This window comes from Pseudomonas emilianonis (assembly GCF_023072625.1).
In the GTDB taxonomy this organism is placed as follows: Bacteria; Pseudomonadota; Gammaproteobacteria; order Pseudomonadales; family Pseudomonadaceae; genus Aquipseudomonas; species Aquipseudomonas paraveronii.
Genome location: NZ_JAKNRV010000055.1, coordinates 1 through 21,506, shown reverse-complemented (window position 1 = coordinate 21,506; position 21,506 = coordinate 1). Strand labels below are relative to the sequence as shown.

The following is a 21,506-nucleotide window of genomic DNA, read 5'->3' as shown; positions in this document are numbered from 1 at the left end:
CGGTGGTGCTGGGCCGTGACATCGGGCGTCCGGGCCAGACCCTGCGCGTGACCACGCTGGGGCAACTGACCCCGGAACAGGTGGACATGCGCACCATGGTGCTGATCGGCTCGTCCACCACCTGCGTGTTCCCGCGTGCGGGCGGCGGTGAGTGGGTGTACACGCCGCGTTGGTACGGAGAAAAACCGGCCTCCTGAAAACCGCCGCGCAACCGCCGGAAAGCTCCGAATGACGCTGGGTGAACGCCTACCGTCATTCGGGGCTTTTTCTTTTTTTGCCGATGAAATACGCACGTGTCCACGGGGCACCCAACGAATGCTGGGCAGCGCCGTGCGGGCGCTGTCGGCAAGGCATGTTTGTCGTGTGGAAAGCCCGCCAGCGCCTGGACTAGTGTGGACACACGCCCCATGTGGGGTGCTTGTGGAGAACTGAAAATGGAGCGACATCACAGAAGGATCAACAGCACCAAACGGCGCAAATTGATTGCGGCCTATAAGCTGCCGGGTGCGCCGGGGACGCACGCTGTGTTACCGCTGGATACCGAGGACGACTGCAACGCGGCAGTGGTCAACAATGGCGTGATCTCGTTCGCCGATGGCCTGAGCGGCCTGAACCGCGAATACATCCGCAAAAGTTATCTGTTGGCCAGCAGCTACGTGAGCGATGTCTTGAAAGTCCGGCGCGGCACGGAGGATTGGTACGACGAATTTATCAAGGTGATGATCAGCCTGGGCTGGCTGCCGGTGCGTAGCCGTTTCGAGCGGGTCTCAAGCGCCGGCAAGGGCCTGACGGTGCAACTGGCGGCGCTGAATATCATCGCGACCCTGCTGGCCTCGACCTCATTGGCCGGGCCACTGCTGGCGGCATTACCGAAACTGGCTGCCGATGCGCTGGACGCCTTGAAGCAGATGCCCGCGTCGTTCGAGCTGTTCAAGCGCAACAGCACGGTGCATCAGGGCGGCGATTTTGGCCTGGCCTCCTGCGCCGAAACCGACGGCGAAGTCATGATGGTGCTGGTGACCTACAGCTCCCATGGCGTCAGCAAACAGGTGGGGCTGCCCTTTCTTGAGTGGGACAGTTCCTCGTTCGAGGCCTTCAGCGGGCAAACCTGCCTGGTGCTGAATACCTCGGTGGTCAACGAAAAAACCATCCAGTTGATGCGTGAGAGTGCGGGCGACAAGGTGCAACTGGCGATCGCCAAATACCGGATCTAAGGCACCAGGTAGCCGCGCACCCCGGTAAAGATAATTTGTGCGGCCAAGGCGCACACGAACAAGCCCATTAACCGACTGACAATTTGCAAGCCCTGGTCACCGAGAATCCGTTCGATACGGTTGGACAAATACAGCACCACACCCACCGTAAAGCTGGCCAGGGCGATGCTGAGGATGGCGGTGAGCTTGTCATCCCAATGCGGCTGGCTGACGCCCATCACCAGCAGTGCCCCGATGGTGCCGGGGCCGACGGTGAGGGGGATGGTCAGCGGGACGATGGTCACGTCCTGCTGCACGTTATCGGTCTGCACCGCCGACTTGCCCTGGGCCATGCCCAGGGCCGAGATAAACAGCACGCTACCGGCGCCGATGCGGAAGGCGTCCACGGTGATGCCGAACACACTGAAAATCACCCGGCCGAACAGGTAGAGCAAGACGCTCGACACCAGGGTCGCCAGCGCCACTTTCCAGGCCAGGCGTCGCCGTTCTTTGCTGGAGTAGCCGCGGGTCAGGCTGATAAAACAGGACAACACGAAGAACGGGCTGTAGAGCACCAGCATCTTCAGGTAAACGCTGAATAACACGTGGAGCATGGGGGTGGCTCGCGACAGAAGGAGATTGGCGGAGTCTATCAGGCGACAGAGCACAAATGTGGGAGGGGGCAGGCCCCTCCCACATAGGATCTGTGGTGTTCATCCATTGTGTGGCAGACGCAGGTTCAGTGTGGGAGGGGGCAAGCCCCCCCCACACTGAGCCTGCGTTTGACGTTAAGAGGGCGCGTGCTCCGGCTGTGGCTGGCGCTGCGCCACCCAGTATTCCACCAGTTCGCGCAATTGCGACAACTCCACCGGTTTGGCCATGTGCCCGTCCATCCCGGCCTGGCGTGCGCGCTCTTTGTGTTCCGAGAGGATGTGTGCAGTGAGCGCCACCACCGGCGTGCGAATGCGCTGGTGGCTGACTTCCCAGGCCCGTAGCTGCTGGGTCGCGGAGAAGCCATCGAGGATCGGCATTTCACAGTCCATCAACACCAGGTCGTAGCGCTGGGCTTTCATCGCCAGCAGGGCTTCTTCGCCGTTGCTCGCGGTGTCCGGGTTGAGGTTGAGCTTGCCGAGCATGCCGCGGATGACTTTGGTGGAGATGCTGTTGTCTTCGGCCACCAGGATGCGGAAGTCGCTGGGCACGGTGATGGGCGCCGGGATGTTGAGGGGCGCGCGTGGCTGCCCGCCGCCTTTGCTGCGCTGGGTCAGTTCGTCGGCCAGGGTGGTCTTGAGGGTGTAGCCGGCCACCGGCTTGGCGAGGATGCGCTTGATCCCGCAATTGCGCGCAATGATCTTGCTCGGCGCGTTACTGATGCCGGTGAGCATGATCAGCAGGATATCGTGGTTAAGGCTTGGGTCTTCCTTGATCTTTGCCGCCAGTTGCATGCCGGTCATGCCGGGCATGTTCTGGTCCAGCAGCACCACGTCGAAGTAATCACGCAGGTGCGCCTTGGTGCGCAACAACGCCAGGGCTTCCTTGCCCGACGGCACGGCGCTGACGTTGAGGCCCCACGCGGTGCATTGCTGCACCAGCACTTTGCGGCAGGTGTCGTTGTCGTCCACCACCAGCACCCGCGCACCCTTGAGCGGGCCGTCAAGGTCGGAGGTCGGGTGTTCCAGGCGTTCCGGGTCCAGCGGCAGGGTCAGCCACAGGGTGCTGCCCTGTTGCGCGCCGCTCTTGATGCCGAATTCGCCGTTCATCAACAGGATCAACTGGCGGGCGATGACCAGGCCCAGGTGACCGCTCAAGCGGGTGGCCGAGAGGAAGTTCTTGCTGTGCAGTTCGCTGTGCAGCAATGCATCGCGTTCGGCGGCTTCCATCGGCAGGCCGCTGTCCTGCACGGCAATGCGCAGGCGCGGCTTGGTGCTGCGCTCGTCGAGGGCGACAACGATCAACACTTCGCCTTCGTCGGTTTTCTGCAGGGCGTTTTCCAGCAGGCTCAACATCGCCTGGCGCAGGCGCGTCGGGTCGCCGCTGATCACCCGCGGCACCTGAGGCTGGATAAAGCTGATCAGCTCGACGTTCTGCTGCTCGGCCTTGGCGCGGAAGATGCTCAGGCAATCTTCGATCAGCGCATTGAGGTCGAATTGCACGTCGTCCAATTCGATCTGGCCGGATTCCAGCTTGGAGATATCGAGGATTTCGTTGATCAGTGTGAGCAGTTCGTTACCGGCGCTGTGGATTGTCTGCACATAGTCGCGCTGCTTCACCGACAACGGCGTGCCCAGTAGCAGCTCGGTCATGCCCAGCACGCCGTTCATGGGCGTGCGGATTTCGTGGCTGATCTTCGCCAGGAACTCGGCCTTGGCGGCGATTTCGGCGTTGCTGGCCGCCAGCTCACGGCTGAGGTTGAAGCGTGCTTCGACAAGGGCGCGTTGGCGCTCGCCCAGGGCCAGGCTCATCAGCAGGCCGCTGAGGCAGATAAAGCCGAGCAGGGTAATGATCAAGCCTTGCGGCGCCAGCAGCGTGAGGCCAAGCAGGGCAGGCAGGATGATCAGTATGCCGATGTTGAACACCACCATCCCCGCCACGAACAACCGCGCCGGCCGGTAGCCTTGTTGCCAGTGATACGCCGAGACAAACAACATGCTCAGGCCGGCCAGGGCCACCAGGGCGTAGGTGATGATGTTCAGCGGCAAGGTGTTGACGAACAACAGCAACAGGCCGCACAGCACGATCAGCAGAATGTCGGCCATCAACAGTTTGTTCAGCGGGTGCGGGCCAAGGGGCATGAAGAAGCGATAGGCAAACATCAGCCCGCACGGCGCGGTCAGCAGCAGCGCGAGGTAGGCGCCCGGCGTCTGGATCGCGTGCCAATTTTTCAGCCATGGCCCCAGCAGGTTGAGCAGCAACGCCAGGCTGAGCATCAACAGCAATTCGCTGGCCGCCAGCCACAGGCTGCTGCGTGAGCGGTGGTAGGCAAAGCGGGAGAGGTTGTGCAGGATCAGCATCAGCAGGCAGCCGAACAGCAGGCCGTAGATCAGCGTCTGGGTCTGGTCGGCGGCGGCAAGTACGGCCGGCTCCAGGGTGATATAGGGGCGCAGTTCGTGTTCCGAGACCAGGCGCAGGTAGACATCAAGAGGCTTCGGGCTCTGGGGCATCGGCAGCATGAAGTCGCTGCTGGGTAGCGGTCGCTCGGATTGGGGCTGGCGGGTGCCGGTGGTTTGCTGTTCCACCAGGGTGTCGCCATCCAGCACATAGAGGCTCAGGTGGGAAACGTCCGGGGCGAATACCCGCAGCACTTGCTCGTGCTGGCCGGGTTGCAGCTTGAAACGTACCCACAACGCACCGTCCGGCTCGGCGGCGGTGATCCGGTCCAGTTCGGTGGGGCTGAATTGGTTGGTGTAGCGCGGGGAACGAATGTCGCTCAGTTGCAGGTCGGCTTGTTCATCAAGCAATACTGCCCAGCCACTGCCTTGCGCGGCGGCCTGGGCCGGGAGCAAACAGAGCAATGTCAGCAGACTGAGAGTGAAACCTATGGCGATCCTGAGCCAGCGCACGGCGAAATCCCTTCGTAGGTTGATGCACGGGTTAACTATGCGCGGGGTGACCTGAGTACGGCAAGGGCCAGAGGCCCTCACCTAGCTGAACGGATAGCGACTTAATGCGTCTCGCCACGTTCACGGGCAATCGCGCGATAGCCGATGTCTTTGCGGTAGAAGCAGCCTTTCCAGCTGATTTTTGCGGCCAGCTTGTAGGCCTGTTGCTGCGCGGCGTCGACACTGGCGCCCATCGCCGTGGCACACAGCACGCGGCCACCTGCGGTTACGACCTTGCCGTCCTGGAGCGCGGTGCCCGCATGGAACACCTTGCCTTCCAGCGTCGCCGCCGCGTCCAGGCCTTCAATCACATCGCCCTTGGCGTAGTCGGCAGGGTAACCACCGGCCGCCAGCACAATGCCGACGCTCGGACGTGGGTCCCACTGCGCTTCAACCTTGTCCAGGGCCTGGGCCAGTGCAGCTTCCACCAGCAGCACCAGGCTCGATTGCAGACGCAGCATCACCGGTTGGGTTTCCGGGTCGCCGAAGCGGCAGTTGAACTCGATGACTTTCGGGTTACCGGCCTTGTCGATCATCAGACCGGCATAGAGGAAACCGGTGTACACGTTGCCTTCGTCGGCCATGCCACGCACGGTTGGCCAGATCACCAGGTCCATCACGCGTTTGTGCACTTCGCTGGTGACCACCGGGGCAGGGGAGTAAGCCCCCATGCCACCGGTGTTCGGGCCGCTGTCGCCGTCGCCGACGCGCTTGTGGTCCTGGCTGGTGGCCATCGGCAGGACGTTCTTGCCGTCGACCATCACGATAAAGCTGGCTTCTTCGCCGTCGAGGAACTCTTCGATGACCACGCGTGAACCGGCGTCACCGAAGGCGTTGCCGGCGAGCATGTCGCGCACGGCGTCTTCGGCTTCCTGCAGGGTCATGGCGACGATCACGCCTTTGCCCGCAGCCAGGCCGTCGGCCTTGATCACGATCGGCGCGCCTTTTTCACGCAGATAAGCCAGGGCCGGCTCGATCTCGGTGAAGTTCTGGTAGTCGGCGGTCGGGATCTTGTGGCGCGCCAGGAAATCCTTGGTGAACGCCTTGGAGCCTTCCAGTTGGGCCGCGCCGGCGGTCGGGCCGAAGCAATCCAGGCCGCGGCGGCGGAACAGGTCGACGACGCCGGCAACCAGGGGCACTTCCGGGCCGACGATGGTCAGGGAAACGTTTTTCTCGGCGAAATCCGCCAGTTGCTCCAGGGCCAGCACGTCGATGGCGACGTTTTCGCACTTGGCTTCAATGGCGGTGCCGGCGTTGCCGGGGGCTACGAATACTTTCTGGACGCGTGGGTCCTGGGCAACTTTCCAGGCCAGGGCGTGTTCACGGCCACCGCTGCCAATGATCAAAACATTCATTTCAAAAACCTCGGATGACGCAAATTCTGTGAGGCGCCGCAGGAGCGCTTTATGTGGCAGGGGAGCAAGCCCCTCCCACATTTCGATCGAGTTGAATCAGTGACGGAAGTGGCGCATGCCGGTGAAGACCATGGCGATGCCGGCTTCGTCAGCAGCAGCAATCACTTCGGCATCACGCATTGAGCCGCCTGGCTGGATCACCGCAGTGACGCCGGCCTTGGCCGCGTTGTCCAGGCCGTCGCGGAACGGGAAGAACGCGTCGGACGCCATCACCGAGCCCGCAACCTGCAAACCGGCGTGTTCAGCCTTGATCGCGGCGATACGCGCCGAGTTTACGCGGCTCATCTGGCCGGCGCCGACACCGATGGTCTGGCGGTTTTTGGCGTAGACGATGGCGTTGGACTTAACGTACTTGGCCACTTTCCAGGCGAAGATCAGGTCGTTGATTTCCTGCTCGGTCGGCGCGCGCTTGGTCACCACTTTCAGATCGGCGCTGCTGATCATGCCGATGTCGCGGCTTTGCACCAGCAGGCCGCCGTTGACGCGCTTGTAGTCCCACGCAGCGGCACGTTCAGCCGACCACTCACCGCAGGCCAGCAGGCGCACGTTGGCTTTGGCGGCGACGATGGCGCGGGCTTCTTCGCTGACGGAAGGGGCGATGATCACTTCGACGAACTGACGCTCGACGATGGCCTTGGCGGTCTCGGCGTCGAGTTCGCGGTTGAAGGCGATGATGCCGCCGAAGGCCGATTCGGTGTCGGTGGCGTAGGCCAGTTCGTAGGCCTGGCGGATACCGCCTTCAGCGTCCGGGCTCACGGCCACGCCGCATGGGTTGGCGTGTTTGACGATCACGCAGGCCGGCTTGACGAAGCTCTTCACGCATTCCAGCGCGGCGTCGGTATCGGCCACGTTGTTGTAGGACAGTTCTTTGCCTTGCAGTTGGGTCGCGGTGGCGATGCCCACTTCGGCCGGCTTGGCTTCCACGTAGAACGCCGCACTCTGGTGCGGGTTCTCGCCGTAGCGCATTTCCTGGGCCTTGATGAACTGGCTGTTGAAGGTCCGTGGGAACTGGCTGCGACCTTCTGTGCTGAGGGTCTCGGCGGCCTGGTTCACGGTGCCCATGTAGTTGGCGATCATGCCGTCATAGGCGGCAGTGTGTTCGAACGCCTTGAGCATCAGATCGAAACGCTGGGCGTAGGTCAGGCCACCGGCTTGCAGGCTTTCAAGCACCTGGGCGTAGTCGCTGGCGTTGACCACGATGGCCACGTCTTTGTGGTTCTTGGCGGCCGAGCGAACCATGGTCGGGCCGCCGATATCGATGTTTTCGATGGCTGTCGGCAGGTCGCAGCCCGGCTTGTTGATGGTGGCTTCGAATGGGTAGAGGTTCACCGCCACCAGATCGATCGGCTTGATGCCGTGCTCGTTCATGATGGCCTCGTCGATGCCGCGACGGCCGAGGATGCCGCCGTGGATTTTCGGGTGCAGGGTCTTGACCCGACCGTCCATCATTTCTGCGAAACCGGTGTAGTCCGCGACTTCTACTGCGGCCACGCCGTTGTCCTGCAGCAGTTTGAAGGTCCCGCCCGTGGAGAGGATTTCCACACCCAGGGCTTCCAGCCCCCGGGCAAATTCGAGAACCCCGGTCTTGTCGGAGACACTGATCAAGGCGCGGCGGATCGGCAGGCGGGTGGTCTGGTCGGTCATTTCAATTTCCATCAAAAGCAAAGGAGTCAGCAAAAAAGGCGACCGGTGTTACGCGGGCGCCTTTCTGGTCGGATTGAATGCTTACAGCAAATCGTATTGTTTGAGCTTTTTGCGCAAGGTGCCACGGTTCAGACCCAGCAGTTCACTGGCTTTGGTCTGGTTGCCCTTGACGTAGTTCATCACGCTTTCGAGCAAGGGCGCCTCGACTTCGGAGAGCACGAGGTTGTACACGTCCGTGACGGAAGCGCCCTCAAGGTGGGCGAAATAATTGTGCAGCGCCTTCTCGACACTCCCGCGAAGGGTCTGGCCTTCTTCGCTCGGCGTGTTGAGGTGCTGTTTCAAATTGACGTTGTCGCTCACGGGTGTTGTTCCACTCACTAAAGTCTCGGTCATCGTCGTCATGCGGCCACCCCTTCTCCGTCCCCTGTCACCAGGCTCTTGTCACGCTCGCTGAAGTACTCTCGAACGGTGGCGACCTGTGCTTGCGTATCATCCAAACGATTGAACTGGGCGCGAAACTCCCTGGCGCCCGGCAGGGTTGCGAGATACCAGCCGACATGCTTGCGAGCAATGCGTACTCCCATCACGTCTCCATAGAAGACGTGCAGGGCGGCCAGATGCTCTAGCAGAATACGTTCCACCTCGATCAACCCCGGTGCCGGCAGGAGCTCGCCGGTACGCAGAAAATGCTCGATTTCACGAAAAATCCACGGCCGCCCCTGGGCGGCCCGGCCAATCAACAGGCCATCGGCGCCGGTCGCGTGCAGCACGCGCCGGGCTTTCTCGGCTGAGTCGATATCGCCATTGGCAAATACGGGCATCGACACAGCCTGCTTGATCGCGGCAATGGTGTCGTACTCGGCTTCACCGGTGTAAAGATCGGCGCGGGTGCGGCCATGCACCGCCAGCGCTGAAATACCCGCCTGTTCGGCGATCTTCGCCACCGTCAGGCCATTCTTGTTGTCCCGGTCCCAACCGGTACGAATCTTCAGGGTGACCGGTACATTCACTGCGGCGACAACGGCCTGCAGGATCTCGGTGACCAACTGTTCATCCTTCAGCAGCGCGGAACCGGCGGCCTTGTTACAGACCTTCTTGGCCGGGCAGCCCATGTTGATATCAATGATCTGCGCGCCCAGCTCCACGTTGGCCCGGGCCGCCTGCGCCAGCATCTGTGCATCGCCACCGGCGATCTGCACCGAGCGGGGCTCGGGATCACCTTCGTGGATCATGCGCAGCCGCGATTTGCGGGTGTTCCACAAGCTCATGTCGCTGGTGACCATTTCCGAGACTACTAGACCCGCGCCCAAACGCTTGCACAGCTGACGAAAGGGCTGGTCGGTGACCCCCGCCATTGGGGCGAGAATCAAGCCATTGTGCAATGTGTATGGGCCGATGCGTACCGCCGACATAGGACTTCCCTGTTGTGGGGCCGGATCATTAGAGTTCGAAAAAGGGTTGGCATGATACCCGCTCTCGATGACTGGATAAAGGCTGAATTGGATAAAATCTGAACAGTTATTTCTTTATCGCCGCTGGTTTGGTTGCCGGCGGTCCGGTCAATAATCTGCCGTCAAACCTCGGTGACCGAGCCGATTCACTCAGGCGAATGGAAGCTCAGGCTGTAATTCACGGCTTTGTTGCCGGGGTCGAGGATGTCCAGCGAGATATGGATCGGCGTCTGCGACGGCATTTCGCTGACCCCGGCCAGCTCACCGCTCAGGTACTCGGCGGGCTTGAAGCGACGACTGGCGATCAGGCTGCCGTTCAGGTCGGCAAACCGCAGCTCCAGCAGCGGGAACGGCTGGGAGAACGTCGCACGGTTATAGATGATGGCATCCACTACCAGCGCGCCGGCGAATTCCGGGTGGCTGCGCACTACCAGGTTGCTGCTCTTGATGTGCGCGATATCGACCCGTGATGGCACCGTGCAGCCCAGTGTCGGGCACAGTTGCTGGAACCACGGGCGATAGGCGTCCTGGCGCGCCAGGTCGTCCAGGGATCGCGTGTGTGTCGGCAGCGGCCCGGACTCGCCATGGCCCCATAGCTCGGGGACGATCACGCGATACTGGTGCGACAGCGCTTCGATCTGCGGTGCCCACATGTCTCGGTCCCACAGGTAACTCGAACCCAGCAGGACGACCGGGCCGCAGCCCTGGTCAACATAGTGCAGCGGTTGTCCATCAATCACGGCGACAGGCATAACAGGCCTCCAACTTCACGAAGTGAGGGACACTTTTGTACGCGAGTCGACGGCCAGCGGATAGGTACTAAATGATGGCATGTGGCGAGGGAGGGCTCGCCACATGGGGAGGGAGGGTCAGTCGTAGATGACTTTTTTCTTCCACTCGGCGTCGGTTTCGGCGACTTTCAGGCCTTCGGTCAGTTCGTTGACTTCGTCTTCCGCAGGCTTGCTGTTGGTCAGCACCGTAGAGTTGGCGCGCACCAATTGACTCTCCAGCAATTGCAGTTGCTCTCTGTAGAGCGCGGGCTCGGGCTGCTTGCGCAGGTACTGCACGCCGCGCTCGAAGGCCAGGCGCGCCTGGCCAGGCTGGTTCTGTTGCAAGGCATGCTGGCCGAGGTTGTTGAAGAACTCGATGTGCAGCAGTACCAGGATGTGGCGAATTTCCCGGATCCAGTGCTTGGCTTCATTGGTCGGTAGGAAACCGTCCTGGGCGGCGCGGGTGACTTGGCCGTGCAGGGCTTCGAGCAGGAACCGCACGTCCTTGGCCTTGGCTTCGGTCTGGATCGGGCCGGGCGGGTTGTTGATCGGGATCGATTCGCCTTGGGCCACCAGCGCATTCAGTTCGGCGATCCGCGCCTTGAGCGGTGCGCTGGTCTTGTTGAGGTGCAACAAGCGTTGGTTGACGTTGAGCTCCAGGCGGGTCAGCAGCAGCTTGAGCGCTGGGGTCATCAACTGGCCAGGGAAGGTCTCGGTGATCTCACCACAGCGACGCAGCCGGTCATTAAGCTCAATCACGGCGCGCTGCTTTTCCAGTTTGTTGTTTTCCACCGCGTGGTTCATGTAGCCAATGGCGATCAGTATTACGATCCCGGCTATTACCAGCAGGGTGATCATGAGTGGTGTCACCGGTGTGACCTCTTTATAGGGTTTGCTGTGGAGTGTAGTGACTGGGACATCTGTCGGATAGGACTGTTCGACCAGTTGCCCAGGTAGTTTCTTCTATATACGTAAGCATTCCCTGCGTAGATGCACAATGCCATCAGTTGCTGGATGAACTATAGCGTCTTGTCGGGCGCCAGAATATAGGCGTCAAGGCGCGGACATGCAGAATGCCAGCGCGGGCCGGAAAACGGGGGCGAAGTCATTGATTTAAATAAATTTATCCTTGGGGGTTGACGACCTTTCAATCCATCCATAGAATGCGCGCCACTTACAGCGTAAAGCACACAGCGAAACGCGGTAGGGAGTGAATGTTGTACGTGTGTCCCCTTCGTCTAGTGGCCTAGGACACCGCCCTTTCACGGCGGTAACAGGGGTTCGAGTCCCCTAGGGGACGCCAATGCGGGAATAGCTCAGTTGGTAGAGCACGACCTTGCCAAGGTCGGGGTCGCGAGTTCGAGTCTCGTTTCCCGCTCCATTTTTAAGCAGTGTTGCCCTCGGGCGGCATTGAGTGAAACCAGGACCAAGTCTTCGGACAAGGCCCCTGGGCACTGAAATACACACCATGTGTTTCAGTAGCGTGTCCCCTTCGTCTAGTGGCCTAGGACACCGCCCTTTCACGGCGGTAACAGGGGTTCGAGTCCCCTAGGGGACGCCATTTGCGGGAATAGCTCAGTTGGTAGAGCACGACCTTGCCAAGGTCGGGGTCGCGAGTTCGAGTCTCGTTTCCCGCTCCAATTTTTGATTCGCAGTGTCCATTGGGCCTGGGGGTCAGCGAAAAAAAGACGCTTCGGCGTCTTTTTTCGTTTCTGCGATAAACATTGCGTCCCGGTGCGAGCCAGTACGCCTGATGCTTGCTTGATCTTCTCGGGCTATCCGGCGCGCCTCCACGAAGCCGCCCCAAAAAACAATGCCCTCCATAAAGGAGGGCATCGGTTTGAGGCTGGCTGCACAACCCTATCAACTAGCGTCCATGTCGTTCAATCAGACACGACCGTGTATGCGCAGCGTTCGGGCTTGGTGAAAGAGCCCTAGAGCTTTTTCGCCATGTCACGCAGCAAAAACTTCTGGATCTTACCGGTCGAAGTCTTCGGCAGCTGTGTGAAAACCACCGTGCGCGGCACCTTGAAGCCTGCCAGGTGTTCGCGGCAGAAGCCGATGATGTCGGCTTCGCGGATGTTCTGGTGGTCGGCCTTGAGGGTGACAAAGGCGCACGGCGTTTCACCCCATTTTTCGTCGGGGCGGGCGACGACGGCGGCTTCCAGGATTGCCGGGTGCCGGTACAGCACACCTTCAAGTTCGATGGTGGAGATGTTCTCGCCGCCGGAGATGATGATGTCCTTGAGCCGGTCGCGGATTTCGACATAGCCGTCGGGATGGGTCACCGCCAGGTCGCCGGTGTGGAACCAGCCGCCTTCGAACGCTTCAGCCGTCGCCGTCGGGTTCTTCAGGTAGCCCTTCATCACCGTATTGCCCCGCATGAAAATCTCGCCGATGGTGTGGCCATCATGGGGGGTGGGTTCGAGGGTTTTCGGGTCGGCGACCATCACGCCTTCCAGGGTCGGGTAGCGCACGCCCTGACGAGCCTTGATCTGCGCACGTTCGTCCAGGGGCAGTGCATCCCATTCCGAGTGCCAGGCGCACAGGGTCACAGGGCCATACACTTCGGTCAGGCCGTAGACGTGGATCACCTTGATGCCCATTTCTTCCACGGCGCCGATGACTTTGGCGGGTGGCGCCGCGCCGGCGACCATGGCGTTCACCGGGTGGTCGATGGTGGCCTTGGCCGAGTCGGGCATGTTCACCAGGGCGTTGAGCACAATCGGCGCACCGCACAAGTGAGTGACCTGGTGCTCGCGGATCAGGTTGAGGATTTTCTGTGGGTCGACGCGGCGCAGAAACACATGGACCCCGGCCAGGGCCGTGATGATCCACGGGTAGCACCAGCCGTTGCAGTGGAACATCGGCAGCGTCCACAGGTACACGGGGTGGTTGCCGATCGCCCAGATCATTTGGTTGCCCAGGGAATTCAGGTAGGCGCCGCGGTGGTGGTAGACCACGCCCTTGGGGTTGCCGGTCGTGCCTGAGGTGTAGTTCAGCGAGATGGCCTGCCATTCATCTTCAGGCCACTGCCAGGCGAAGTCCGGATCGCCCTCGGCGAGAAACGCCTCGTAGTCCAGGTCGCTGACGGGCTGGCCTTCGCCGTATTCCGGGTCATCGACGTCGATGACCAGGGGCGGATGGTCAAGCATGCCGATGGCTGCATGCACCACATCGTGGAACTCACGGTCGGCGATCAATACCTTGGCTTCGCCGTGCGCGAGCATGAAGGCGATGGCCTCGGCATCCAGGCGCACGTTGAGCGCATTGAGTACTGCGCCAATCATCGGCACGCCAAAATGCACTTCGAGCATGGCCGGGATGTTGGGCAGCATGACGGCCACGGTGTCGTTTTTGCCGATCCCGCGACCGGCCAGGGCCGAGGCCAGACGCCGGCAACGGCTGTAGGTTTGCGCCCAGGTGGCGCGTATCGATCCGTGGATCACGGCAGGGTAATCGGGATAGACGCTGGCAGTGCGCTCAATGAAGCTTAAAGGCGAAAGAGCAATGTGATTAACGCTGGTCGGCTCGAGGCCTTGGTCGAAAATGGACATGGTGCGGATACCCGGTGGCTGATTATTAGCTCTATTGTTCGAGACGCTGGTAACGGCAGTTAAGCTGACGGTGCCGGCCTTGAGGCTTTATCGTTGGCGCGCCGGTCCCTGCGGGAAAAGCGCAATGACTTCTCCGGCGGCTTTTATATACTGTTCGTGCGGATATATGGAAGTACTACCTGTGTTGTATAGTATATGTACTATATCTTGCTTAAACGCTTCCGCTGACCTCGACGTCGTCCTCCCTGTATAGGTTTCAAGATGATCGGCAATTCCGTGCGCTTACCAAGCGGCTCGCCGCTGCTCGGGCATGACCCGCAGCCGAGTCTGCTGCTGGATGCCCAGGCTCGGCCGCTGGAGTTCAACGCGGCGCTGCAGGCGTTGCTTGAGCAGTTGTCCCTGGCCGATTGTGTGAGCCTGTTGCCGGTCAATTGCTTGCCGCTGGTGCAGGCGTGCCTGGGACAGCAGCGGGCGATCGAAAACGTCGAGGCGCAGTTCGCCGAGCGCATTCTGGTGTGGACGTTTATTCCCGACCCTGGCGAAAATCGCGTGCTGGCGCGTTGCCGGGACGCCAGTGCGCAGATCGTCGCCGAGCGCGAATCCACCAAGGCCCGGCGCCTGTATCGGTTGATCATCGAAAACACCACCGACCTGATTTCCCGGCACACCCCGGATGGCGGTTTTCTCGATGCCTCACCGGCTTCCTGGGCCTTGTTGGGCTACTGGCCGGGGGAATTGCGCGGGACCCTGGCACAACGCCTGTTCCATCGGCAGGGCTTGGCGGGGTTGGTGCGGCGCGCGCGGGAGGGCCTGGAGCAGGACGGTTATTACACCATGACCTATCGCATCCGCCATCGCCAGGGCCATTACCTGTGGTTCGAAACCGCCTGCCGGGCGATCCGCGAGACCTACACCGGCGCGGTGGTGGAGGTGGTCAGCGTGTCCCGCGACATCACCGCCAGGGTCCAGGCCGAGGAAACCACCGTGACCGAGCGCAAGCTGCGTGAGGCCCAGCAGCGTCATCACCAGGACGAACTGGCGCACACTGCGCGCCTGGTGACCCTGGGTGAACTGGCGTCGGGTATCGCCCATGAAATGAATCAGCCGCTGGCGGCGGTGGTCAATTACGCCAATGCCAGCCAGCGTTATCTGGCCGCGATGGGCAGTGATTCGCCGGCGGCCGAGCGGGTGGCTCAGGGCCTGGAGCGGATCTCGGTGCATGCCAATCACGCCGCGCAAGTGATCAAGCGCTTGCGTGCGTTTCTGCGCAAGGGGCGCAGGCGCATGGAGGCGTTGAACCCCGGCGAGGTGGCCCGCGAAGCCGTCCGCCTGTGTGCCTGGGAGGCCAGCGATTGCCAGGTGACGATCGAGGATCGCTTGCCGGATAATCTGCCGCTGATTTACGCCGACCGGGTGCTGCTGGAGCAGGTGCTGCTGAACCTGCTGCGCAATGCCATTGATGCGAATCGTGAAGCCCATCCCGGCCAGCCTTCGCTCATCGTCATGAGTGCGCTGGCACAACGTGACGGGTGGGTGCAAATCGACGTGAGCGATCAGGGCCCCGGTGTCTCGCCGGCGCAGTTGGAGCAGATATTTACCCCGTTCTATACCAGCAAGGCCAATGGCCTGGGCCTGGGCTTGTCCATGAGCCGCAGCATCATCGAAGGCTTCGGTGGCGAGTTGCAGGCCGAGCCGATGCCGGTCGGGCTGCAAATGTGCTGCCGCTTGCCCGCACTCGCCCAGAGCGGTGCTCCACAATAAGAAGAGGAATCAAGCGATGGTGAGCGTGACGGAACAGGTGGTGTATGTGGTGGATGACGACCAGGGGATGCTCGATTCGACCGTCTGGTTGCTGGAGTCGGTGGGCCTCAAGGCGCTGCCGTTTACCAGTGGCCGCGAGTTTCTCGACGCCTGCGACAGCCGCCTCAACGCCTGCGTGCTGCTGGATGTGCGCATGCCGGGGATGGGCGGCCTGAATGTGCAGGAGCACATGCGCAGCCGCGACCTGCACCTGCCGGTGATTTTCGTCAGCGGCCACGCCGATGTGCCGATTGTGGTCCGCGCGTTCAAGGCCGGGGCACATGACTTTATCGAAAAACCCTACAACGAGCAGTTGCTGCTCGACAGTGTTCTGCAGGCCCTGAGCAAGGCCGATCATCGCCAGAGCCTCGGTGAAGGACCGGCGCGGGTGCAGGCGCGGTTGCAGCAACTCACGCCACGCGAGCGTGATGTATTGCTCCCGCTGGTGCAGGGTTATACCAATCGGGAAATTGCCGAGCAGTTGGGCGTCAGCGTCAAGACCATCGACCTGTATCGCGCGCGGGTCATGAAGCGCATGGCGGCCAGCCATTTGCCGGAGCTGGTGGGCATGGCGATTGCCGCCGGCCTGGTGGACCCCCTGCAATTGCGCTGATCGGCCTCATGCCACGGCAATCTGCAGGCTTGGGCGGTCGCCGGCCCGCGTTGCCAGTACGCGCTCGATGGCGCCGGTCAGCAGGTTTTCCAGTAACTCGGTGCGTTCTGCATCATCCAGCGTCTGCCCGGCCAGCCAGCTCGGCGCATTGTTCAGCAGCGTGGCGATGGCGTGGCCGGCCGCTTGCAGGGCATGGACACTCAGCCGCCGCGGTCGCCCGAGCATTTGCAGCAGTCGATGCTCGTATTGTTCGCGCAACTGCCGGACCCGCAGTTGCTGGTCCTCCGTGAGGCAGCCGCAATCGCGCTCCACCAGGCGGAAATGCCACGGCATCTCTTGATGCAAATTCAGGTGGGCATGAATCAGCCGTTGCAGATTGTCCTGGCGTGAGCGCGGCCGTTGCTCGACGCGCCCCAGGGTGGTCAGCAGTTCTTCGTAGAACTCTTCGATCCAATCCAGCAGCAGATGCTGCTTGCTGGGGTAGTGGTGGTACAGCGAGCCCGGGGTCAACCCCAGGCTGCTGGCCAGCTCGCGCATGCCGACTTGACCGAAGCCTTTGCTGGCAAGCAACTCCAGGGCCTTGTTGCGGTGTTCGCACAAGCGCGAGCGATACTCAGCCATAGGTGTGGAAGCCGCGCCCGGTCTTGCGCCCCAGGTAACCGGCGGCCACCATTTCCTTGAGCAGCGATGCGCTGCGGTATTTGCTGTCCTGGAAGCCCTCATAGAACGCCTCGAGGATCGCCAGCAAGGTGTCCAGGCCGATCAGGTCGGCCAGGGCCAGCGGGCCGATAGGCTGGTTGCAACCCAGGCACATGCCGGCGTCGATGTCTTCGGCGCTGGCCAGGCCTTCCTGGAACACCAGGATCGCTTCGTTGATCATCGGCACCAGAATCCGGTTGACCACAAAACCTGGGCGGTTGCCGGCGGTGATCGCGGTTTTGCCCAGATGCTGTGCCAGCTTAATGGCCTGGGCGTGGGTCTTATCGCTGGTCTGCAGGCCACGAATCACTTCGATCAGGCCCATCACCGGCACCGGGTTGAAAAAATGCAGGCCGATAAAGCGCTCGGGGGCGTTAACGCCGGCTGCCAGTTCGGTGATGGACAGCGAAGACGTATTGGATGCGATCACGCACTGCTCATCGACGTGAGCGGCGATCTGTTGCAGCACGCGTCGTTTCAGTTCGAGGTTTTCCGTGGCCGCCTCGATGACCCATTGGGCATTGGCCAGGCTGGCGTAGTCGGTGCTGGTGCGGATCTTGTCCAGGGCCGTATGCTTCTGGGATTCGCTGAGGGTGCCCTTGCTGACTTGGCGATCGAGGTTCTTGCTCACGGTGGCCAGGGCTTTTTCCAGGGCGCCGGCGGAGATATCCAGCAAGGTCACGTTGATGCCGGCCACGGCGCAGATCTGGGCGATGCCGTTACCCATGGTGCCCGCGCCGATCACGCCGATATTTTTCAGATTCATCGTCAGTCTCTCTTCAAATGTGCGGTGCCGTTGCACGGCAGACATGCCTTGCAATACGGTCCATTGGGCGAGAGTCTAGGGCCCGACAATGGGGCGGCCTATGCCGAAACCTGTCAGTTGTATTGGCGTTTATTACCATGTGTACGCTACAGGAACTCAGAATGATGCCCACGCGGGAAAAGGATTCGGTTGCCGTCTACTTCGTGCAGGTCATGATCCATGCGCTGCGCGATCAGCCCGAGCGGCTGGCCGCCGTGCTGTGCGAAGCGGGCATCGCGCCGGCGCTGCTGACCCAGTCCGAGGCCCGGGTGCCGGCCAGCGCGTTTGCAGCGTTATGGCTGATTCAAATTCGTGAGTTGAACGACGAGTTCTTCCGCCTGGATTCCCACGGCATGCCGCCGGGCAGTTTCGCCCTGATCTGCCGTGGCCTGATCCAGGAGCCGAACCTGGGCAAAGCGCTCACCCAGTGCCTGGCCAGTTTCGCCCTGTTCCTGCGCGACTTTCGCGGCAGCCTCAGCGTGCATGGCAAGCGTGCGGTACTCAGCCTGGAAGTCGGCGGCGGCGATGAGGACACACGGCGTTACGGTGAGGAAACCTTTCTGGTGCTGATGATCAGCCTGCTGTGCTGGCTGGGCGGACGCCGCGTGCCCATCGATCGCGCCGACTTTCGCCATGCGCGTGCGCCGCTCAGCGACGATCAATTGCTGTGGGGCTACAACCTGACGTTTGGCGCGGCCCGCACCGAAATCGAATTCGCCAGCAGCTACCTGCGTCTGGCCGTGGTGCAGGACCTGGCGTCGCTCAAGGTGTTTCTGCGCAGCGCGCCGCAATGGCTGGTGATCCGGTTTCGCAACCAGGACGGCGTGGCGACCCAGGTCTATCAACGCCTGCGTGGCAGCCACTACAGCCAGTGGCCGGCGCTGGAGGACTTGGCCGTGGACTTGCACATGAGCCCCAGCACTTTGCGCCGGCGTCTGGAGCGTGAAGGTTGCTCGTTTCAGGAGATCAAGGATGAAGTGCGCCGCAGCCTGGCGCTGGAACTGCTCTGTCAGACGCGGGCGAGCATCGGTGAAATCGCCGCGCAATGCGGTTTTCAGGAGCCCAGCGCGTTCCATCGTGCGTTCAAGAAGTGGACCGGCGAAAGCCCAGGGCGTTACCGCGAGCGGGTCCAGGGCAAAGTGTCTCGGCCTGCGCGCCTGGACGCTTGAGTCATTTGCGGTTGAGTGCCGCGTCGCGGTAAGTCCTGGGTAACTCGCCGGTCCATTGGCGGAAGGCCCGGGTGAACGCCGACGGGTCCGAGAAACCCAGCTGTTGCGAGGTCTGATTGATCGACATCGACGTCTGGCTCAAGTAATGAATGGCCATGTCGCGGCGTACCCCGTCCTTGAGTTTCTGAAACTTGCTGCCTTCGGCCAGGAGCTTGCGCCGCAGTGTTCTTTCCGTCAGGTGCAGCTCGCTGGCGGCGCTCTGGATGGTGGCCTTGGCGAGATCGTCGACGTTCTCCAGGTGGTCCAGCACCCGCCGCGTGTAAACCGGGTAATAGGCGGGACGGGTGAACCAGTCCACCGGCGCTCGCTGCAGGTGATAGGCCAGGGTTTCTGCGGTTTGCACCAGCGGCGCGGTGAGAATCCCGGCGTCGAACACCAGGCAAGTCTCGGGTTGGTCAAAATGCGCGGGGCACGGAAACATCAAGCGGTATTCCGCTGAATGGGCGGGCTCGGGATGATCGAACGTCACCCGCTTGAGCGTGATCCGCTGGCCAATCAGCCAGCTTGGGAACCGATGCCAGAGCAACAGTAAAAACCCCCTCAGCAGGTAGCCGGCGTCCAGGCTCGGGTCACTCAAAGCCATTGAAAACAGGGCCTCATCACCGACGACTTTCAGCTCCAGGTGCAGGGAGTCGTTCATCACGTTGTAGAAATGGCTGAGCTTGTAATACACCGAATGCAGGTTATGCGAGTGGATCACTTGCTTGGCCATTATCGCGAAGCAGCCCTTCGGACAGCGCTGTGAACCCGCGCCGAAAAACTCGTCATCACTCAAGCGCCACACGGCCTGCATCAAGCGACTGAACTGGTCGGGGGTGATGCGCAGGTGCAGGTTATCCAGGCGCTTTCGGCTGATGCCGGCTTCCTTGAGCAAGACGTCTTCGTCCAGCGCGAGGCGGCGTGCGGCCGTCATCAGGATGTGGGCGAAGTACATGGAAATGGAATAGCGCTCGATGCCCATCGTTCAGCAGTCCGGCAGCAGGGCAGGCTAGTTTAGCCAAAAGTGGCTGTCCGTTTATGTCTGTTTTTAGACTGATTTGGTAATTGCCACCCAGGGCTGGATCGGAGGAAGCTGAATAGAGCTATGCGCTGCGGGCTCCGTCCCTGCTTGCGACCGTCCCAGGTTTTTTGAGTAGTGGCCGTTTTGGTTAATTGCTCAGCTTGGTGGAGTGGGCGAAGGGTGTAGCGGCCTGTTTAACAAGTGAATGAGGAAAATAACAATGAGTGGTTATGCCCATCCGTACCGCGACACCGAATTTGTGCTGGAGGCGTTGGTCGGATTTGAGCAGTTGTGCGCGAGCGCCCAGCTTCAGGATGTCAACAGCGAACTGGTCAGCGCCATCTTGAGCGAGGCAGGCCGCTTGGGTTCCGGCGTGCTGGCGCCGCTCAACCGGGTCGGTGATACCCAAGGTACGCACTTGGGGGAACAGGGCGTGCAAGAAGCACCGGGTTTTGCCGAGGCGTATCGGCAATTCCAGGAAGGCGGCTGGCCCTCGTTGACCGCTGCAGAACAACACGGCGGGCAGAACCTGCCGAACGTGATCGGCACGGCCGTCAATGAAATCTGGCACTCAGCCAATATGGCATTCGCCTTGTGCCCTATGTTGACCCAGGGCGCCATCGAAGCCATCGCCCATCACGGCTCGGCCGAACTGCAAGCCGCCTACCTGGAAAAACTGGTGAGTGGCGAGTGGACCGGGACGATGAACCTGACCGAGTCGGATGCCGGCTCCGATCTGGCGGCCATCAAGAGCCGCGCCGTGCCCCAGGGCGACCACTATCTGATCACTGGCCAGAAGATTTTCATCACCTGGGGCGATCACCAGATGACCGACAACGTCGTGCATTTGGTCCTGGCGCGCCTGCCGGATGCGCCGACGGGCGTCAAAGGCATTTCGCTGTTCGTGGTGCCCAAGTTCCTGCTGGATGCCCAAGGCCAGCCGGGCGTGCGCAATCGCGTGCAGTGCCTCTCCCTGGAACACAAATTGGGCATTCATGGCAGCCCGACCTGCGTGATGAATTTCGGCGACCCCGAGGGGGCGGTCGGGTATCTGCTCGGCGAGCCGCACACGGGCCTGACCTGCATGTTCACCATGATGAACCACGCCCGTCAGAGTGTTGGCCTGCAGGGTTTGTCGATTGCCGAGCGCGCTTACCAGCAGGCCCGTCAATACGCCAAAGAGCGTCTGCAGGGCACGCGCAAGGACGGCAGCCGTTTCTCGATCATCCGCTTTCCCGATGTGCGCCGGATGCTGTTGCAGATGAAAGCGTCCATCGAAGCGATGCGCGCGTTGTCGCTGGTGGCCGCCGCTGAAGTCGACCGTGCCGCGCATGCGCCCACGCCGGAGCTTGCGCACCATCACCAGGGGCGCGTCGATGTATTCACCCCGATCGTCAAAGGCTGGCTGACCGAACTGGCTCAGGAAGTCACCTCTCTCGGCGTGCAAATCCACGGTGGTATGGGCTTCATCGAAGAGACCGGCGCGGCGCAGCATTATCGCGATGCGCGCATCCTGACCATTTATGAAGGCACCACCGGCATTCAGGCGCTTGACCTGGTGGGGCGCAAGACCCTGCTGAACCAAGGCGCGTTGCTCAACAGCCTGCTCGAGGAAATGGATCAAACCGTCGAGCAACTGCGTCACATCGACGCCCTCGACTATCAGGCAGTGGCGCTGGCCGCCGCGCTTGGCGCCGGGCGCGAGGCCTTGTCGCGGTTACTCGACAACGC

Annotated in this window: 16 protein-coding genes, 4 tRNA genes and 2 pseudogenes; 10 read left to right on the top strand and 12 right to left on the bottom strand. The window is 61.6% G+C overall.

Annotated features, from left to right (window positions below):
* A pseudogene (locus L9Z73_RS08830) lies at positions 1 to 197 on the top strand (precorrin-3B C(17)-methyltransferase); the annotation flags it as partial.
* A gap of 237 nt (positions 198 to 434) precedes the next feature.
* A complete protein-coding gene (locus tag L9Z73_RS08825; RefSeq protein ID WP_247398797.1) occupies positions 435 to 1,214 on the top strand; it encodes a hypothetical protein in 780 nt (259 codons plus the stop codon).
* Here the strand turns inward: L9Z73_RS08825 and L9Z73_RS08820 are convergent.
* From L9Z73_RS08820 to L9Z73_RS08785, 8 genes and pseudogenes are all read right to left on the bottom strand, one after another.
* Positions 1,211 to 1,807: a MarC family protein gene (locus L9Z73_RS08820; RefSeq protein WP_221809711.1), complete on the bottom strand. Its 597-nt coding sequence runs from the start codon at positions 1,805 to 1,807 to the stop codon at positions 1,211 to 1,213. The genes L9Z73_RS08825 and L9Z73_RS08820 overlap by 4 nt on opposite strands.
* Positions 1,808 to 1,981: 174 nt before the next feature.
* Positions 1,982 to 4,753 carry a hybrid sensor histidine kinase/response regulator gene (locus tag L9Z73_RS08815; RefSeq protein WP_247398794.1) on the bottom strand — a complete coding sequence of 924 codons (2,772 nt, stop codon included), beginning with the start codon at positions 4,751 to 4,753 and terminating at the stop codon, positions 1,982 to 1,984.
* Between the two features lie 101 nt (positions 4,754 to 4,854).
* A complete protein-coding gene (gene purD, locus L9Z73_RS08810; protein ID WP_247398791.1) occupies positions 4,855 to 6,147 on the bottom strand; it encodes a phosphoribosylamine--glycine ligase in 1,293 nt (430 codons plus the stop codon).
* Positions 6,148 to 6,243: 96 nt separating this feature from the next.
* The gene (gene purH / locus L9Z73_RS08805) at positions 6,244 to 7,851 is read right to left on the bottom strand and encodes a bifunctional phosphoribosylaminoimidazolecarboxamide formyltransferase/IMP cyclohydrolase (protein ID WP_247398773.1); all 1,608 of its coding nucleotides are present in this window, start codon (positions 7,849 to 7,851) and stop codon (positions 6,244 to 6,246) included.
* An 81-nt stretch (positions 7,852 to 7,932) separates the two neighbouring features.
* Positions 7,933 to 8,253 (bottom strand): DNA-binding transcriptional regulator Fis, encoded by a 321-nt coding sequence (gene fis / locus L9Z73_RS08800; protein ID WP_043049474.1) that lies wholly within the window; start codon positions 8,251 to 8,253, stop codon positions 7,933 to 7,935.
* A complete protein-coding gene (dusB, locus tag L9Z73_RS08795) occupies positions 8,250 to 9,263 on the bottom strand; it encodes a tRNA dihydrouridine synthase DusB (RefSeq protein WP_247398770.1) in 1,014 nt (337 codons plus the stop codon). The genes fis and dusB overlap by 4 nt, the downstream gene beginning before the upstream one ends.
* Positions 9,264 to 9,448: 185 nt before the next feature.
* Positions 9,449 to 9,847, bottom strand: a pseudogene (locus L9Z73_RS08790) (DUF3426 domain-containing protein); the annotation flags it as partial.
* A gap of 324 nt (positions 9,848 to 10,171) precedes the next feature.
* Positions 10,172 to 10,942, bottom strand: a complete 771-nt coding sequence (locus tag L9Z73_RS08785; protein ID WP_247398767.1) for a hypothetical protein — start codon at positions 10,940 to 10,942, stop codon at positions 10,172 to 10,174.
* A gap of 357 nt (positions 10,943 to 11,299) precedes the next feature.
* On the opposite strand from L9Z73_RS08785, the gene L9Z73_RS08780 reads away from it, so the two are divergent.
* The 4 genes from L9Z73_RS08780 to L9Z73_RS08765 all read left to right on the top strand — a co-directional run bounded on the left by L9Z73_RS08780 (position 11,300) and on the right by L9Z73_RS08765 (position 11,712).
* A tRNA-Glu gene (locus L9Z73_RS08780) sits at positions 11,300 to 11,375 on the top strand.
* 2 nt (positions 11,376 to 11,377) lie between these two features.
* Positions 11,378 to 11,453: transfer RNA gene (locus L9Z73_RS08775), tRNA-Gly, on the top strand.
* A 104-nt stretch (positions 11,454 to 11,557) separates the two neighbouring features.
* Positions 11,558 to 11,633: transfer RNA gene (locus L9Z73_RS08770), tRNA-Glu, on the top strand.
* A 3-nt stretch (positions 11,634 to 11,636) separates the two neighbouring features.
* Positions 11,637 to 11,712: transfer RNA gene (locus L9Z73_RS08765), tRNA-Gly, on the top strand.
* A gap of 294 nt (positions 11,713 to 12,006) precedes the next feature.
* Here L9Z73_RS08765 and L9Z73_RS08760 read toward each other — a convergent pair.
* Complete coding sequence (locus L9Z73_RS08760; protein ID WP_247398764.1) at positions 12,007 to 13,629, bottom strand: acyl-CoA synthetase; 1,623 nt, start codon at positions 13,627 to 13,629, stop codon at positions 12,007 to 12,009.
* 261 nt (positions 13,630 to 13,890) lie between these two features.
* Here L9Z73_RS08760 and L9Z73_RS08755 point away from each other — a divergent pair, with 261 nt between their 5' ends.
* Positions 13,891 to 15,390, top strand: a complete 1,500-nt coding sequence (locus L9Z73_RS08755) for a PAS domain-containing sensor histidine kinase (RefSeq protein WP_247398762.1) — start codon at positions 13,891 to 13,893, stop codon at positions 15,388 to 15,390.
* A 16-nt stretch (positions 15,391 to 15,406) separates the two neighbouring features.
* Positions 15,407 to 16,042, top strand: coding sequence for a response regulator transcription factor (locus L9Z73_RS08750; RefSeq protein WP_017846815.1), 636 nt, complete (start codon positions 15,407 to 15,409; stop codon positions 16,040 to 16,042).
* 6 nt (positions 16,043 to 16,048) lie between these two features.
* Here L9Z73_RS08750 and L9Z73_RS08745 read toward each other — a convergent pair whose 3' ends face one another.
* A complete protein-coding gene (locus L9Z73_RS08745) occupies positions 16,049 to 16,663 on the bottom strand; it encodes a TetR/AcrR family transcriptional regulator (protein WP_247398758.1) in 615 nt (204 codons plus the stop codon).
* Positions 16,656 to 17,507, bottom strand: a complete 852-nt coding sequence (locus L9Z73_RS08740; protein WP_247398756.1) for a 3-hydroxybutyryl-CoA dehydrogenase — start codon at positions 17,505 to 17,507, stop codon at positions 16,656 to 16,658. The genes L9Z73_RS08745 and L9Z73_RS08740 overlap by 8 nt, the downstream gene beginning before the upstream one ends.
* Positions 17,508 to 17,668: 161 nt before the next feature.
* On the opposite strand from L9Z73_RS08740, the gene L9Z73_RS08735 reads away from it, so the two are divergent.
* Positions 17,669 to 18,715 carry an AraC family transcriptional regulator gene (locus L9Z73_RS08735; protein WP_247398753.1) on the top strand — a complete coding sequence of 349 codons (1,047 nt, stop codon included), beginning with the start codon at positions 17,669 to 17,671 and terminating at the stop codon, positions 18,713 to 18,715.
* Position 18,716: 1 nt separating this feature from the next.
* Here the strand turns inward: L9Z73_RS08735 and L9Z73_RS08730 are convergent, their stop codons facing one another.
* Positions 18,717 to 19,736, bottom strand: a complete 1,020-nt coding sequence (locus L9Z73_RS08730) for an AraC family transcriptional regulator (protein WP_247398751.1) — start codon at positions 19,734 to 19,736, stop codon at positions 18,717 to 18,719.
* A gap of 259 nt (positions 19,737 to 19,995) precedes the next feature.
* On the opposite strand from L9Z73_RS08730, the gene L9Z73_RS08725 reads away from it, so the two are divergent.
* On the top strand, positions 19,996 to 21,506 hold a 1,511-nt coding region (locus L9Z73_RS08725; protein ID WP_247398748.1), incomplete at its 3' end, for an acyl-CoA dehydrogenase family protein.

Coding starts and splice junctions, on each gene's coding strand:
- L9Z73_RS08825 (WP_247398797.1), top strand. CDS start 435: ATGGAGCGACATCACAGAAGGATCAACAGCACCAAACGGCGCAAATTG.
- L9Z73_RS08820 (WP_221809711.1), bottom strand. CDS start 1,807: ATGCTCCACGTGTTATTCAGCGTTTACCTGAAGATGCTGGTGCTCTAC.
- purD (WP_247398791.1), bottom strand. CDS start 6,147: ATGAATGTTTTGATCATTGGCAGCGGTGGCCGTGAACACGCCCTGGCC.
- purH (WP_247398773.1), bottom strand. CDS start 7,851: ATGACCGACCAGACCACCCGCCTGCCGATCCGCCGCGCCTTGATCAGT.
- fis (WP_043049474.1), bottom strand. CDS start 8,253: ATGACGACGATGACCGAGACTTTAGTGAGTGGAACAACACCCGTGAGC.
- dusB (WP_247398770.1), bottom strand. CDS start 9,263: ATGTCGGCGGTACGCATCGGCCCATACACATTGCACAATGGCTTGATT.
- L9Z73_RS08760 (WP_247398764.1), bottom strand. CDS start 13,629: ATGTCCATTTTCGACCAAGGCCTCGAGCCGACCAGCGTTAATCACATT.
- L9Z73_RS08755 (WP_247398762.1), top strand. CDS start 13,891: ATGATCGGCAATTCCGTGCGCTTACCAAGCGGCTCGCCGCTGCTCGGG.
- L9Z73_RS08750 (WP_017846815.1), top strand. CDS start 15,407: ATGGTGAGCGTGACGGAACAGGTGGTGTATGTGGTGGATGACGACCAG.
- L9Z73_RS08745 (WP_247398758.1), bottom strand. CDS start 16,663: ATGGCTGAGTATCGCTCGCGCTTGTGCGAACACCGCAACAAGGCCCTG.
- L9Z73_RS08740 (WP_247398756.1), bottom strand. CDS start 17,507: ATGAATCTGAAAAATATCGGCGTGATCGGCGCGGGCACCATGGGTAAC.
- L9Z73_RS08735 (WP_247398753.1), top strand. CDS start 17,669: ATGATGCCCACGCGGGAAAAGGATTCGGTTGCCGTCTACTTCGTGCAG.
- L9Z73_RS08730 (WP_247398751.1), bottom strand. CDS start 19,736: ATGGGCATCGAGCGCTATTCCATTTCCATGTACTTCGCCCACATCCTG.